We start from the raw sequence: 15,634 nt of genomic DNA, 5'->3' as shown, positions 1-15,634 counted from the left end.
TGCTTGATTTGGAAGCTAACCCCACTTGGCGAGGCCGACAATACCCGAAGCTATCGTATTGACGACGCTTTCGGCAATCTGTGCCAAGGCGGGCCTTGTGTAATGGGTCTTTTTTATTCAATCTGGTCTGGCGCATTTTCAGACCAAACGGTTGATAGGCGGCCTCGCTCAATGACTGACTTCCGATCCGGACACTTCCTGGTTTCGCTGGCCTTCGTCTCGATGTGCTCGGCCTGCGCGGGCCCGGCCACTCAGGGCCCGGCTACCGAGGCGGAGCGTCTCGAGAAGGTCGCCCAAGCTCGCCAGGACAAGCGCGACGCGTCGATGCGTCTGAATATGGTGGCCGCCGAGCGAGCCGAAGCCGAAGGGCGTTGGAACTCGGTGTACCGGCTGTCGCAAACGATGTTCGACGCTGATTACAAAAAGGCGCAGTCGGGCTACCTGCTCGGAAAAGCGCTGGGCCACCTGGGCAATTTTTCCGAACAGGTCATCGTCTACCGCAAAGTGCGCAAGCTCGAGTCGGACGTGGTCTCCGACAGCGAGTACCTCGACGCACTCGTCCGCTCGCTCGAGCAGGTCGATTACTCCAAAGTCGACGAGCGCCTCGAACTTCGTCTCGAGATTGCGCGGCTTGCCCCCGACCATCCCTCGGCGTCGAACGCCTTGATCCGCTCGGATATGTTGAGCTTGGCCGACCACTACTACAGTCGTCGCCAGTGGGACGAGATGCTCGCGCAGTTGCAGTCGCTGAGCGCCTCGCCGGCGCCCGACGAGCAGACCAACCGCTACTCGGAGCGGCGCGTCGACTTTCTCTACGGGGTGGCCTTGTGGAAGACGGGGCAGAAGAGCCAAGCGCGCCAGAAATTCGAGGAGTACCTCCAGGTAGGCGGCCGCTACGCCAATCCGGTCGATCGGCTGCGCAAGGTCGCCCGGTTTTATGACGGGGAGCGGGAAGACGCCTTGGCCGTCGAGCTATACGAGCGCTCGATGGGGCTGATGTCGTCGGCGCAGACCCGACAGAACGTCGACCTGTATCTCGACCTGGCCAATCGGCTGCTGGCCACCGGCGAGCCCGACGATCGCGAGCGCGGCAAGACGTACCTGCTCTACTACCTCGACCTCGCCCTGCAGGACGCGCGCGAGCATCGCAAGGACAATATTTACTATTCGGTGCGCCGGGTCGCGGCGCGTTATCACCTGCAGCAGTTGTCTCAGGATATCACCGAGCGTGCGGTCGCCAGCGGGTCGGCCTCGCGCTACATGGTCGAGCGGCTCTACAAGGACACGTTGCGCAGCGGGGATAAAAAGCGCGCGCAGGCTATCCTCGAGAATTACCTGAACGGTTCGGAGCGCGATACGGCGATCTGGTACGTCGCCGACTGGGCAAGCGAAGCAGGTGAGTACGAGCTGGCTTACCGTTACATGAAGCGCGCCCTCGACAAGCACCCCGACCGCCACAACTGGTGGTATGACTTGGCCCGGATCGCGCTGAAAGTGGGCAAGAAGAAGCAAGCGGTGCGTGCCCTGAACAACTATTTGGAGAGCGACCGCACCAACAGTTGGGACGTGCAGTCGGCAGCGCGTTTTCTGCAGCAAGCGGGCATGAGCGACGAGGCTGTCGAGGTGCTCGACGGTTATCGAAAAAAGCACCCCGAAGACACGCGCACGGCGATGTATCTGGCCGAGATCATGGTCGATGACGGTCAACGAGACCGCGCGTTGAAGATGTTGCTGGAGCTGGCCGACTCCAAAGAGCTCAGCCGCTACCAAGTCATCGACCTGGCGCATTTCGTCAGTCGGCAGTTCGGGCGCAATGAAGCTTTCGACCTGTATGTGGCCGCCGGTGACCAGGGCGACGACAGCGGGTACGTCGAAGCGGCGAGTATCGCGGTGTCCAACGGGGAGATGGAGAAGTACGACGCGGTGTTGGAGAAATACGTCGACACCTCCTCGCCGCAGTTCTACGAGCTCGAGCGGCTTTGGTACGTCTTACAGCCCACCGAAGAGAAGACGCGCAAGGTGTGGCTGCTCGAGAAGATGATCGGCGCGCCGGGCAACCGCGGCGGACGCTATCGTGGCATGCTCTCACGCATGTACTTGGAGATGGGTAAAGACGCCAAGGCCTTGGCGCTTTGGGACGACGCCCAGTACCGGGACTTGCGCACTCAGCTATTCGAGAGCATCTACCACGAGTTCTCGGGCACCGAGATGCGCAGCCGGTTTCTCGAGCAGTTTCACAAGGCTTACCCCAGCGGCGAGGCCTCGGCGTGGATGCTCTTTTTGGCCGGTGAGCAGCACTACGGGCTCTACCTCGAGGAGAAGTCTGCAAGCGCCGCCTCGGCCCGAAAGCATCGTGACAAGGCGCGCGACTTCTATCTGAAGGCGCTGGAGCAGTCGTCCGGGCGCAGTTCGGCATATCGGAAGGCGTCGGCGTTCTTCGAGCAGCGCAATATGTCCGAGCTGGCCGAGGAGTCGCTGGTTCGCTGCCTGAGCCAGTACCCCCAGGAGTCGGCCACCTGGTTCGACTATGCCGAGCTTCTTCTAGAGCGCGGGCGCGCCGACGCGGCCGAGCAGGTCTTCTACCGCTACATCCAGGAGACGCGAGCAAAGAACCAGGCCATCTTGGCGGTCGCCAAGAAGTTCTTCGCCTTCAATCAGCACGACCAGGCTGAGCGCTTCTACAAGATGGCGCTCGCGTACCATCAGAATGCCTCACTCGATGCTCACGTGCACCGCCAGATTCTCGAGGACGTGGGGAGCGGTCTGGGCGGGATTTACCTCAAGAATGGGCGCATCGACGACTTCCTGGAGCTCACCTCCGACTTTTACTCCAAGTTTTTGGGGCAGCATCAGTATCTGCGCCCGCACGATCGCCGCATTGACCTGAGCGGCCTCAAAGACCGTGGGCTGTGGAGGCATTATATCGATCGCGTCGAGCAACTGCCGCCGACCAACGACGACTTGAGCCTCAAATATGATCACGCCCGAGCCCTGTGGTATATGGGCAAGCGCCAGGAGGCGTGGAAGTTGTTCAACGAGTACCTGGACGATGACCGCTACGATTCGGGGTACAAATGGCTGCAGTTGGCCGAGTTTCTGGAGCATCGCGGCGGTGAGAAGCTGGCGGCGACGGCCTACGACCGGGCGGTACGCAAGGCGAGCAGTTATCGCAGCTATTCGGCGTTGATCGCGCGGGCCAATTTCTTGGTCAATCAGGGCCACTACGAAGGGGCGATTCAAGACTTCTTCAGTGCAGCGAATACCACCCACTACGGCGCGCGCGTCTACGACGACATGGTCGCCGCCTTCAGAAAGGTGGGCCGTGAGGACCTGGCGATCGAGGCTTCCCAGCGAGACAACAGCCCGTTCGCCCAGCAAAAGGCGTCGGCAGGCTTGGCCGATCATCTGAGCGGGGAGAAGGCCGACGCGGTTCTCGCGCGGGTCAAACAGATGGCCAAGCAGGGGGCCCATTGGGGCGAGATGTTTCGTGCCCTGCGGGACAACGGACGCTACGAGGTGATTGCGACGCTCATCGAGGAGCGTCTGCAGGCCGGCGACGTCAGTTATGGTTGGCGTCTGGTGATGACCTACGCAGATGAACTCGCCGCGGTCGATCGGCTCGCACCCATCGTCGACAAGCTCGAGGGGCAGCGTTTCCAGACCGAAGAGCGTGGCCTCGACACCTTCTTGGTCGACTACTATCTGCACAACGGCCAACCCGAGCGCGCCCTCGGGATCTTGCAGCGCACGAACAACGGGAGCACGTCGCATATCGCCTCGCTCCAACTGGCGACAGGCCACGAGCAGGGGATCTCGCGCTCGGTCACCGAGTGGCTGTTGGGCTCGATGCGCTCGTCGTACTCGCGCCACAGCCTGCCGCCGATCATCGATTTTATGCGTTTTGGCCGAGTCGACCTCTACTCGTCGATTACCGAGCGCGTCGCCCAGATTGATCCCAACTCCAACCGGCTCGGGCAGGCATATGTGGCCGATTTGCTCCATCGCCGCGGCGTGCGGGCCGCGCTCGCGTACCTGCGCCATACCGCGGACGAGGTCACCGAAGTCGGCAAAACCGAGCGCCATTACCTTCGAAATACACTCATCAGCGGCATGGCGCTGTTGGCGGCGTCCGGCTACGTCGCCGAGGTGCGCGGCCTGATCGACGAGTTGCCCGAGTCGGTGCGCGAGCATCGTTACGTCGAGAGTTTTTCGCAGCGTTTGGCAGGGGTGTACGACGCGGAGCCCGTCGAGCACGACGACCCATTCGAGGCCCGACAGTGGACGCGCTACCAGATCCGCGATCATGCCCAAGATCTGATTCTAGAGGGGCGCTACGAGGAGGCGGAGGCGTTCGTCCTCGACGCGATCGATGCAATGGTCGGGCGCCCGGGTAGCCGCCAGTTCGACATACGCCGTGGTTCGCGCGACGAGCAGTATCTGCTCAGGCAGCTTCTGGGCATCTACAACGCCCGGGGAGACGAGAAGGGCGTCGAGAAGATCGTGGACATCTGGAAGACGTATTTGGGCCGCGACAACTTCTCGGTCGATGCGCTCATCGAGGCGCTCGACTATCACGGCTTCGAGCAGCGGGCCGCACAGGTGGCGCGCGAGACGGCCGAGACCTACCAGACCGGCGAGATTCTCGAAAAGGCCATCGTCTCGGCGGCGACTGTCGGCGACCGCGAGACGGTCGAGGCGTTGATGCCCCTGTATTGGCGTCAACTCGGCATGCTGGGGCGCAAGCTGGGTCAAAACTCCATCGATTACACGGTCATGAAGGTCGACCCGCAGGTGGCCGACGTGTTGCTCGAGCCGTATCGCGAGGCGCGGCCTGAGGATCCGCGGGTGCGGCGCACTGAGATCCTGGTGGCGTTTCGCGCCGGCGACGTCGAGCGGGGTCGCCAACTCATCGGCGAGTACGTCGACGATTTTTCGGCGTCGGGCACTGCCGTCTTGGAGTTGGTGCGCAAGCTGAACGCCTACGACTTCGACGTCGAGACCGCCCGGGTGGTCGCTCCCAAACTTTCCCTCGAAGAGTTGTCGACCGACGCCCTGCACCAACTCGCCGATGCCAACGCGCATATCGGGCGCTACGACGATGCCAAACGCTATCTGCGTCTCGCGGTTGATCGGGCGGCGAACCCCGAGTTGGAGGCGGCGGGCCTATCGTACGAGTACACCTTGGCCGGCCACCTCGAGCTCGGCGGTGCGATGGCCGAGCGCGCGTTCGCCGAGGGCGGAAAGCTGCGTCGCTCATATCTGGCTCGTGGTTTGTGGCGCTTGGCCAGCGGCCAGAAAGGCGCCAAGGAGGATATCGACCGCGGGTTGGTGGGGCGTCAGGCCGACGCCAATGTACTCGGCTCGGTGGCCTCTGTGGCGCTCCAGGCTGACCAAATGCCCCTCGCCGAGGCTTATCTCGAGCGACTGATTCGCTTGCCCAGCGTCTCGGGCAAGTCGTGGAGCCACCCGCTGCACCTGGCGCTTAACGCGGTGCTGACCGCCGATAAGGCAAGCTGGGGCGTGGCCTTCTTCGACCGCACGGTCCCGGGGTTCTTGGATGCGCCTCATCTGATCGACGAATCTCAGTGGGTCGAGGCGGTCGGGCGGCTCTTCGTCGAGGCACGTCTGCTCGAGCGCGCCGAGCGTTGGTATGTCATGGCGCACCACTACGAGCGCCTGCGCGGCGGCAGCATGCGCGGGCTCGACGAATTGCTGAACGCCCGCGCGTTGAACCTGGCGCTCAACGGAGGCGACGCCAAAAAGGCAGTGATGCTCAGTCGTCAGGCTGTGGCGGCCTCGAGTTATAAGCGCTCGGAGTTCCTGATTACCTTGGCGCTGGCCTACAAGCGTGCCGGCGACGAAGACGCGGCCGCGCGGACGTTGGCGCGAGCAGCCCAGGATAGCCCTCGCATCAAGGGGTTGGTCGAATCCAGCGATGATTTCCTGGCGACTCTACTCTCGAAGGGCGTCGGTGCGATGCGTCAAGGGCGCTGGTTGAGTCGAACTCTCTTCGACCAGAGCCGTATCTACGACAGCTATCGCTACAACGTGTCGAGCGGGCGCGGGTTGGGCCATGGACTCGGCGGCTCGCGCTATCGACAGGGCCAGCAGCCCATCCAAATCTACCGCGGCAACCCCTGAACCTTTCTCTCCACGAGCTTTGGCTCTTTCAATGGGGGCTATCGACCGAGCCGATGTAACGGCGCCGGCTTGTATTTCATCTTATCTGGGAGGCTAGTTGTTTAATCTTCCCGAGAGGATGCGAGGTGCATCATGCCAGCGATCGATATCATCGCCCTGTTCGTTGCAGTCCCGGTGGCCTTCTTGACCGCGCTGTTCGTCTACTTCATACGCGCCGAGTCGGTCAGACGTGAGGACCAGGTCTCGACCTCGTCGGCGGCGAAGTTGCCGTGGTGGAAGAGGTCGCGCACTGTGGGCTATTGGACCGCGTCGATCTCGCTGTCGGTCGTCTATATCCTGGCGGGCATCCCAAAGCTCGCCGACTTCCACGACGTGCTCCACCGCTTCTCAGAGTGGGGCTACTCCGAAGACTTCCTGTACTTCATCGGGGCGTCCGAGTTCATCGCCGCCATCCTTCTGGTGATCCCGCAGACCGCGCCTTTTGCGGCCGGCTACCTGGGCATCATCATGATCGGAGCGGCCTATACCCACCTGGCCTTCGACCCGGCGTGGTATGCGCTCTTGCCGATCTTCTGCCTCAGCGGGTTGGCCTTCGTCGGCTACGAGAGCTGGGCGCGCGAGTACACCGACAAGCGGGCGAGGGTCGCCATTCGGGCGCGTTAGCGGCTGCACACAGCGAGGATCTGGCTCAGGTCGGTGATGCCGTCGAGGCACTTTTCGACGCCGTCTTCGATGAGCGTGCGCATCCCCGACTCGCGCGCGACGCGGCGGATATCGTCGACCGACTGGCGCCGGTAAATCGCCTGGCGCAATTCTTCGCTGGTCAGCAAGAGTTCGTGGATGCCCACGCGGCCGCGGTAGCCCTTGTGGTCGCAGAGCGAGCAGCCTTTGGCTCGCCACAGCGTCAGCGGCCTTCCGTCGAGGCGCTCGGCGAGTCGATCCTCGCCGAGCAACTCGGCGATCTCGTTGCGCTCGTCGTCGCTCGCCTCGTATTTCTCGCGGCAACTGACGCACAGCCGGCGCGCCAGGCGTTGGGCGACCACCGCCACGAGCGCGTCGGCGAAGCTGAACGGGTCGAGGCCCATGTCGACCAGGCGGGTGACCGTCTCCGGGGCGCTGTTGGTGTGCAGCGTCGAGAAGACCAGGTGGCCGGTCAACGACGCCTCGATGCCGATGGTCGCCGTCTCCTTGTCGCGCATCTCGCCGACCATGATGACGTCCGGGTCGGCGCGCAAAAACGAGCGCAGCGCGTTGGCGAACGTGAAGCCGATGTCGGGGTGGACCTGCACCTGGCGAAGGCCCGCCTGGGTGATCTCGACGGGGTCTTCGGCCGTCCAGATCTTGCGCTCGACGTTGTTGATGCTCCCCAGGAGCGCGTGCAGCGTGGTCGTCTTACCCGAGCCGGTCGGCCCCACCGCCAGAATCAGGCCGTAGGGCGTCTGCACCGCCTTTCTGAGCTCGCGCAGGTTCTCGTCGCTGAACGACAACTGCTCCAGCGGCATCGCGTCGCCGCTGGCCAAGATGCGCAGTACGACGTCTTCGTCGCGATTGACCGTGGGGACGGTGGCCACGCGCAGCTCGAGCTTGCGTGAGCCGACCTGCACTTTGATCTTGCCGTCCTGGGGCTTTCGGCGCTCGGTGATGTCGAGGTTGGCCATGATCTTGATGCGCGCGACGAGCGGGGCGCGGTGCGCCGCCGGGATCTCGCGGTAGGTCTCGCAGACCCCGTCGATGCGAAAGCGCACCTGCACCGGCGCCTCCTCACCGTTGGGCTCGATGTGGATGTCCGAGGCATCGCGGCGGAAGGCGTCGATGATGATCTGGTTGACCATCCGCACGATGGCGCCGTCCTGGGTGTCGTCGAGGCGCACGTCGGCGTCGCTGGTGCGCACGTGGCGCTCGGCCTCGGCGTGCAGCTCCTGCAAGATCGCCTCGAGCTCGGCGGCGCGCTCGTCGCGTGCGCGCTGCTCGATATAGTGGTGAGACAGGCGCTCGATCTGCGAGGGCGTGGCCACGACCTCGCGAATCTTTTTGCCCAGCGAGAACCGAAGCAAATCGAGCGGCTCCATCTCGAGTGGGTCGGCCATCGCCAGCACCAGCTCGGTGTCGCTCGTGCTCAACGGCACCAACTCGAAGCGCTCGATGATGTCCAGCGGCACCTCGTCGGCGGCCTCGGGGTCGATCTTACGGTCGTTGAGGTCGACGAACTCGAGGTTGAACTTCTTGGCGAGCGTCTCCGAAATCTCGCGCTCGCTGACGATGCCCATCTCGACGAGCACCTGGCCCAGGCGCATGCCGCGGCGGCGCTTTTGCTCGGCCAGCGCATCCTCGATGTCCTGCTCGGTGGCCAAACCCGCGTCGACGAGGACCTCGCCCAGGCGCAGGCGCCGGTTCGAGCGCGGGTTTTTCTCGGCCTCGGCCGCAGACTGCTCCTGCAAAGTCGCCGCCTCTTCAACCGCCTCCGAAGTGACTGCCTCCTGCTCGACCAAGATCTGGCCGACCGGCGTATTTTGCAGTGCAGCCTGCTCGCGCAGCCCGTCTTTGATGGCATCCGGCGGGACCACGCCCGCGGCGACGAGCAGGGAGCCCAGCGGCGCCATATCTTCGACGGCGTTGATGCCGTGCGCGTAGAAGAAGATGCGCTCGAACCAGCTGTAGTGGGAGATGGGATCGGCGAAAAAGCCCGGCTTGCGGTCGACCGCGTCGGGATCGGCGGTGACCACGAATTTTCGGCTGCCCGGCAGGTGCACGCAGAAGTCGGGGCGGTCGTCTCGCTCCTCGGTGTGCCCGTCGTCGTCGCCGACCGCTTTGTGAAACGCCACGAAGCACAGGTCATGCGCGGGCACGGCCAATTCGACGTCGACGGCGCGACCTTCGGCGTTCTTTCGCGGGCAGATGAGCAACAGATCGGAGGCGGCCGGGTCGAACTTCTTGAGATAGCCGACGCGGTTCTGTCCGCTGACCAGGCCCAAGGTGACGTGCATATGCGAGGCGTGTTCTGCGGGCATACCGAAGCTCCAGACTAACAAATAGAGAGCCGCTGATTGTGGTGGGTGAGGTCGTCCTCAGCCTATGTATCATCGACCGCATGCTCACTGGGCGCAAGGCCCGAATTGGTCGGGGACGGGCGTGGCGAGCGCGGCGCTTGCAGCGCTCGCAGGCGAGGGCAAGATGCCCACGCACCGAAGTGGGCAAGATGCCCCCGCAACGAATCATGAGAAACGCTCGTGTAGTTGCCTAGTTCTGCGGGGTGAACCGAAACGGGTAGTTGACCGACACCAGCCCCGTGGTCGACGGGGCGGGGAAGTTCCAGTGGCGGATCTTGTTGGCGATGCAACTCTCCACGCGGCGGTTGTTCATCGTGGTCGACTTGGTCATCGCCGCGACGACGCGGCCGTTCGAGGCGATCTTGAAGTTCACCACGATGCGGCCCTCGAGGCGCGGGTTTTGCTGGAGTTGGGACTCGTAGCAGTACGAGATCTCGCGGCGGTGGCGGCGCACCACGCGTTGGATGATCTCCTTGTCGAGGGGGCCTTCGACGACCGGCGGGCCGGGGACGACCGGCGGAAGCTTGTTGTCGCGCTCGGCGATCGCGGCCCGCGGCGGGCCCGAGCCGTCGCCGTCGCCGCCTCCGCCGGGGCCGTTGGTGTCGACTTCGGCCATGCCGAAGCTCGTGTCGTCGCCGCCGCTTCCGCGCCCCGAGTCGCGCACGCCCAGCCCGCCGAACCCACTCGATGCGCCGGGCTCGTGGCCGTCGAGGTTGCCCAGGGCGGTGATGGCCTGCGTGCCCACGGTGCGCTCGCCGGTGCCCGCCCAGGCGCTCTGCGTGTTGTTGAAGATCGCCTCGACGCCGGCCGCGCTGGCGATGCGCTGGTCGCGGCGCTGGGCGATCTCGGGCGGCAGGTCGTCTGGCGCGCCCTCGATGGCCATGCGGTTGCCGGTGTCGGCCGCCTCCTTCGCGCCCGCCTTGCCCTCCGCGCCGGCGTGTTTGGCGGCCTGCTCGGAGGAGTCGGGGCCGCCCTCGGACGAGCTACTCGTCGGCTCGACGGGCTGCGGCATGTCCTGCATCGGGCTCGTGGCGATCTCGACGAAACGGTCCTGCTCGGAGACGCCGTCGAGCTCCATCGTGGCCGCGCCGGGCGGGACGATCATCGCCAGGAGCAAAAACGCCGCGTGGAAAAAGGCGCTCACGCCCAGGTAGGGCGCCGTCTCGGTGTCGACGGGTTTGGGGCGCGAGAGCGCCTGCGCAAGGAGGTTCGGGTCAATAGCAGCAGTGGTCATGGCAGCCTCTCCCGGGGCTTGTTGGCCATCGAAGGCCTTGGTCAATGTGGCGTACACTAGGAGAGACAACGGACGGCGAGAAAAGTTCCGGTCAAGGGAACGGTCGCGGTCGCGGCTCACCATCCCGCACATCTTAGGCGATGCGCCGCATTGACGGTTGGGGCGCGGTCGTCTCGACCGCCGGGGTCCGTCTCGGGCCCCGCACGTGTTCGAGCAAGGCGTACGCCTTGCAAAAGACACGCAAGCTGGGGCGGGCGAGGACGCCGCGCGCCGCGACCCGTTTGTGCGCCTCTGCCACGGTCACGGTGTCCGGCACCGGCACCGGTCACGGGGTAAATCGACCGTGGTAGCTGCGCTGTGTGGGCCTCGATGTGAGAAACGTCTGCTACATAAGCAATTAAGGACATAGGGGCTGCGAGTCGCGAGGTGGTTCCAATTCGCAGGTCGGCAACCTGGAACCTCTAGCAACACGCAGCCCCTATGTCCTTAACGCCCGCAGTTCAGGGCGCCCTATGTAGCAGGCGTCGCTCGCTTGCAAGGCCACCAAACTCGAATGTCCCCATGCCTCCTCGATGATTCGGAGCGAGTGGGCTCTCAAAATGGTACAGGGGCAGGCGGCGGAGGCCGCCGGGAGGGCATCGCCGCGAGTCGGCAATGCCTACAGATCGAAACCTCCCAGCAGTCGTCCATGTACGGCGGGCCAGAGGCACCGCCGGCGGTCGAGACGACCGCGCCCCGGCCAAGCCGCGCGCCCCGACCGGGTTGTGCGCTTTCGCCATTTGTGTTGGATGGTGAGACGGTCGCGGTCACGGCGACCGGCGACCGGCTCCGTGACCGGCACCCGTGACCGGCTCCGTGACCGTGCCCACTTGCCTCATCCCCCACAATGGGCTCACTTCGCAGCATATGGGGACCCTTGTTCACGCAAGGGGGGACGTACATCAACACGGCCACGCGGGTGGCCCCAAAAACACGCGGGTGGCCCCAAAAAGGAGAGGCACACGTTCAAGAGACGGTATTCGACCAGAAAATGACGTCGTTCTTCGAGCGCTCGCGCGACCGCGTCGCCGGCCTGCAGGTCAGCGACCCCGAGGCGGACGCCGAGCCCGTCGAGGCATAACTCCGAGGCGTTCGCTCGCACTGGACACGCAAAACCCCGACTCGCCGCGGCGAGTCGGGGTTTTTTGTCTCCAGAACACCAACTTTAGACGTCAAATGGTGTTTCTGTTTCGTCAGAACACCAACTCTACATGTCGAAATGGTGTTTGTATCCCGTTGGAACACCTACTGGGCGTGTCGCGCCGGGGTTTGTCGACACGAGTACGCCATCTAGCGGCGTCGGTCCGAGGTTTGTCGACGCCAGAACGCCATCTGGCCGCGTCGCTTCGGGGTTCTGCGTCTCCAGAACGCCAACTCCACGCTCGCCGCCGGGGTTCTGCAAGCTCGGTAGGTCAACTCGACGCGTCGACCCGCAGTTTGTCATGACAAGAACCCCAACCCGACACATGACCCACTCGAGCGCGGCCTTGCGCTCCGCCGGTGATCACGGTTGTGTGGCCCCCCGACAACCAAAATGCTATCGTCGTGGCTGTATTGGTCACCAAAGAGATTTACCGTAGGAACGAAAGATGCGCCGTTTGTACCCACTGATTGCCATTTTGTTTTTGGCGGCCGGCTGCGCCGAAGGCAGTGACGAGCCGCTGGTCGAGGGAAATAACACCCAGCAAGAGGCGTGCGAGGACCGTGACGACGACGGCTACCTCGGGCTGAGCGCGCAGTGCGAGAAAGGGTCGGATTGCGACGACAGTGATCCCGAGATTTATCCGGGCGCCGAGGAGGTGTGCGGCGACGGGCGGGACAACGACTGTCGGCAGGGCGACGAGCCCTGCGAGCAGGACTGCATCGACCACGATGGCGACCGATATGGCGACGGGGAAGGGTGCTTGGGGCCGGACTGCGATGACACCGACCCGAACGTCAACCCGCGCCAAGAGGAAGTGTGCGACAACGGCACCGACGATGACTGCGACGGCATCGACAACCCGTGTCCGAGCGACTGCACCGACGCCGACGGCGACGGGTTCGGCGTGGCGGGAAGCAACACCGACTGCCCGAGCACCGGCGACGACTGTGACGACACCAACGAGTTGATCAACCCGGACGCCGCCGAGGCGTGCAACGGCGTCGACGACAACTGCGACGGCACGATCGACGAGTGCTCGCAGCAGAACGCCAGTTGCACGGGCACCGAGACCACCGACCGGTGTGTGGTCGCCATCGGAGGGCCGTGCCAGCGAGACGGCGAGTGCGGTGAGGGCGCGCGCTGCGATACGACGGTCTCGGAGTGCCGTCGGGTCGAGGGCGAGAGTTGCACCGATGCGGCCGAATGCCTCGAGGGCTTCGCCTGTGACGGCGGGGTGTGCACCGGTGATTTCTGCGCGGTGAATACCTGCTCGGGCGACCTGGGCCACTGCGACTCCGACGCGCAGCGCTGCGTGGAGTGTCGCCACTGGGACGCCAACGCCAACTACGGCGACGACGATTGTCCGTCCGGAGAGGGCTGCACGCTGGAGGGCTTCTGCGGGGTGCCGGTCCAGATCTCGAACTCGGACCCGGTCCCCAATCACGAGCCGCTGACCAACGACATCTACGAGATGTCACTGGTGATCGCCGATTGTTGGATGGAGAAGCGCGGAGGGTCGAACGACCTGTGCGCGGCGCTGTATGTGTCGAGCGACGTCGACAGCCCCATCACCGAAAGCGAGATGGACGCGGCGTTCTATGACGACCGGCTGCTCGATTTCCTGACCCAGGACCGCTACAACGCCCTCGAAGATCTGTGGGGCCACGGCCTGTTCAACCTCAAGAATATCGACTGGCGCAGCGACCCCCAGCCGGACACCCTGTTCGAGTATTGTGTCTGGTACGACACGACTTCGACCGACGAAGTCTTCGTCGACAAGTGTGCCAATTACACACCGTAGATTCGGCAGCGTAAGAGCTGACCGAGGATGAATCGACCGACGGGGAGCCGTGGTCGCAGGCGTCTCCCCCCGGGGCGTCTGTGCGACCCGGCTCCCCGTCGGCGTACTGCAACTGTGACTCGTTATCTTGCCGGCTTCTGGAACGGATTGGACGTTCGAAAGTCGGCCGCGTTGCGCCGCCAGTGGGTGCCCGCGGTGTACTCCTGGGCGTAGTCGAGCCCCTTGGCCTGCGCGGTGACGTTTTGATAGGCGGCCCACATGCGCCCGAACAGCTCTTCGACGCGCCCCTCGACCATGCCGAACTTCCTGCCGATACGATAGCACAGCTCGATTTGGCGCTCGTCGGGGCCCGATGCGAAGACGGTCACGCAGAACAGGCACATCACGTGGAACTGCGTGATCGGCGAGCGCAGCCGGCTGCAGGCCGACGCCAGCAGGATGCCAAAGGCGTGCGGGTGGTCGAACAGGCTCTGGACGCGGTCGTGCGAGGTGTCGATATGCGCGGCCAGCGCGGCCCGGGCGGTCTCGTCGTGACCGCTTAGAAGTTCGAGCCACATCTGCTTGAGCCGCGTGTAGGTATCCCCGTCGTTGGCCTCGTCGCCCAGAAGCGTAATCGCGACGAGCAACTCGGCGGCTGCCTCGTCCTCGGCTTCTTCGAGCATACGCAGCCGGGTCCAGTCCGGCAGTACGTCGCGGTACAGGTCCTCAGAAATCATTCGCCACCTCCCTAGGTGCGTTGTTTCGTCGAATCGTATCCCGCACGAACCCCTCACCCGTGCCTGAGACACCGAGCGCTGGATGTGTTCCCCCGCATCAGCGTCGACCGGGCCGACGCACGGCTCCCCATGCCGTCAATGCGCCGGCGTCGCGGTGTGTGAGTGCTCTTTCCCCTGTTCGTGTATCGGGCTGTAGTGACAACTTAGCCACATCTGCAACCGCGACGACCCCCACCGGAACAAAAAGGGGGGTGAATGATCCGGTGCGGCCGCCTGTTCTAATCGATGCAGTCGAGGCAGTAGCGTTTATCTTCTGGGAGGAAACCAACTCTTACGCAGGGGGCGATATGGACGCTCCGAGTCAACCCTACGATCTACTCGACCGTGATTTCGACGATGGTATGCCCGGGCTCGACGACCACGAGCCGTGGACGCCCGGCATGCTCCAACGCGTGCTCAGCTGGAACGGCGCGCTCGTCGACCGCGCCGCGCTCAACCTGATGGAGCGCCTCTTCTTGTCGGAGAGTCGCCCCGACCTCGACGGCGACGTCTCCACCCAAATCGAGCAGATCCGCGACACCTACGCCGACGCGCACCTGCTCGACGAGCCCGAGGGCTTCTTCGAGACCCGCGGCGAGGGCGGGCCGTTCATGGTGCGCCACCTGGGCGACATTCCCGGCGGCGAGCGCCTCGAGGTGAGCTTCGAGAGCGGGTATCACACCTTCGACCCGGCCTTTGTGGACGACTACGGCGAGCACTCGCCCAACGAGATGTGCACCGCGCGCATCTGGCGTCACCGCGAAGGCGCTCACCCCACCATCCTGTGTCTTCACTGCTGGTGCGGCGGGCGCCTGTGGATGGAGGAGCATATCTTCGCAGCCTCGTGTCTGTACCGCGATGGCTTCGACGTGGCGCTGATGACGCTGCCTTTTCACGGCCCGCGCACGCCCCAGGGCGCGCTCTTCTCCGGCCAGATGTTCCCCAGCCGCGACCTTCGCCGCACCAACGAGGCCTTCGGCCAGGCCGTCTTCGACGTGCATACCCTCATCGGCTGGCTTCGCGGCCACGGCGCCGAGGGCCCCATCGGGTTGATGGGGATCAGCCTGGGCGGCTACACCGCCTCGTTGCTGGCGAGTGTGTCGGACGACTTCGACTTCGTGGTGCCGGTCATCGCGCCGTCGTCGTTCTCCGATTTGCTGTGGTGGCACGGCCAGAATCACCCGCAGCGACAGAGCGCCGAGGCGTCGGGACTCGACCTGGAGGGGTTTCGTCAGGCGTGGGCGGTGCATAGCCCGCTGAGCCACGAGCTACGCGTGCCCAAAGACCGTGTCCTTATCGTGGGCGCCGCCGGCGACCGCATCGTGCGCCCCGCCCAGGTGCTCGCCCTTTGGGAGCACTGGGACTGCCCGGAGATCCGCTGGTTCTCGGGGAGTCATTTGGCGCATTTCGGGCGGTTCGACTATATCGGGGAGATTCGCGAATGGTTGAAGCAGAGGGTGGTGGACTGAGGGT

General features: G+C 64.4%; 7 protein-coding genes. 4 read left to right on the top strand and 3 right to left on the bottom strand.

Annotated features, from left to right (window positions below):
• The first annotated feature begins 171 nt into the window (after positions 1–171).
• Both FIV42_RS02175 and FIV42_RS02170 read left to right on the top strand, forming a co-directional pair.
• Positions 172–6,141, top strand: a complete 5,970-nt coding sequence (locus FIV42_RS02175; protein WP_168210332.1) for a tetratricopeptide repeat protein — start codon at positions 172–174, stop codon at positions 6,139–6,141.
• Between the two features lie 132 nt (positions 6,142–6,273).
• On the top strand, positions 6,274–6,804 hold the full coding sequence (locus FIV42_RS02170; RefSeq protein ID WP_141196083.1) for a DoxX family protein: 531 nt from the start codon (positions 6,274–6,276) through the stop codon (positions 6,802–6,804).
• On the opposite strand, the gene FIV42_RS02165 is transcribed toward FIV42_RS02170, so the two are convergent.
• Complete coding sequence (locus FIV42_RS02165) at positions 6,801–9,149, bottom strand: GspE/PulE family protein (protein ID WP_141196082.1); 2,349 nt, start codon at positions 9,147–9,149, stop codon at positions 6,801–6,803. The genes FIV42_RS02170 and FIV42_RS02165 overlap by 4 nt on opposite strands.
• 229 nt (positions 9,150–9,378) lie before the next feature.
• Positions 9,379–10,422, bottom strand: a complete 1,044-nt coding sequence (locus tag FIV42_RS02160; protein WP_168210331.1) for an AgmX/PglI C-terminal domain-containing protein — start codon at positions 10,420–10,422, stop codon at positions 9,379–9,381.
• A gap of 1,628 nt (positions 10,423–12,050) precedes the next feature.
• Here FIV42_RS02160 and FIV42_RS02155 point away from each other — a divergent pair.
• The gene (locus FIV42_RS02155) at positions 12,051–13,406 is read left to right on the top strand and encodes a putative metal-binding motif-containing protein (protein ID WP_141196080.1); all 1,356 of its coding nucleotides are present in this window, start codon (positions 12,051–12,053) and stop codon (positions 13,404–13,406) included.
• Between the two features lie 122 nt (positions 13,407–13,528).
• On the opposite strand, the gene FIV42_RS02150 is transcribed toward FIV42_RS02155, so the two are convergent.
• Positions 13,529–14,122 carry a hypothetical protein gene (locus FIV42_RS02150; RefSeq protein WP_141196079.1) on the bottom strand — a complete coding sequence of 198 codons (594 nt, stop codon included), beginning with the start codon at positions 14,120–14,122 and terminating at the stop codon, positions 13,529–13,531.
• A 347-nt stretch (positions 14,123–14,469) separates the two neighbouring features.
• Between FIV42_RS02150 and FIV42_RS02145 the strand changes: the two genes are divergently transcribed.
• Positions 14,470–15,630, top strand: a complete 1,161-nt coding sequence (locus FIV42_RS02145; RefSeq protein ID WP_141196078.1) for an alpha/beta hydrolase — start codon at positions 14,470–14,472, stop codon at positions 15,628–15,630.
• Positions 15,631–15,634: the final 4 nt, after the last annotated feature.

Origin of the sequence: Persicimonas caeni (assembly GCF_006517175.1) — a bacterium.
GTDB classification, from domain to species: Bacteria; Myxococcota_A; Bradymonadia; order Bradymonadales; family Bradymonadaceae; genus Persicimonas; species Persicimonas caeni.
Note: the sequence above shows the minus strand (reverse complement) of the source record. Positions and strands in the feature narration are given on the sequence as shown.

Coding starts and splice junctions, on each gene's coding strand:
- FIV42_RS02160 (WP_168210331.1), bottom strand. CDS start 10,422: ATGACCACTGCTGCTATTGACCCGAACCTCCTTGCGCAGGCGCTCTCG.
- FIV42_RS02175 (WP_168210332.1), top strand. CDS start 172: ATGACTGACTTCCGATCCGGACACTTCCTGGTTTCGCTGGCCTTCGTC.
- FIV42_RS02170 (WP_141196083.1), top strand. CDS start 6,274: ATGCCAGCGATCGATATCATCGCCCTGTTCGTTGCAGTCCCGGTGGCC.
- FIV42_RS02155 (WP_141196080.1), top strand. CDS start 12,051: ATGCGCCGTTTGTACCCACTGATTGCCATTTTGTTTTTGGCGGCCGGC.
- FIV42_RS02165 (WP_141196082.1), bottom strand. CDS start 9,149: ATGCCCGCAGAACACGCCTCGCATATGCACGTCACCTTGGGCCTGGTC.
- FIV42_RS02150 (WP_141196079.1), bottom strand. CDS start 14,122: ATGATTTCTGAGGACCTGTACCGCGACGTACTGCCGGACTGGACCCGG.
- FIV42_RS02145 (WP_141196078.1), top strand. CDS start 14,470: ATGGACGCTCCGAGTCAACCCTACGATCTACTCGACCGTGATTTCGAC.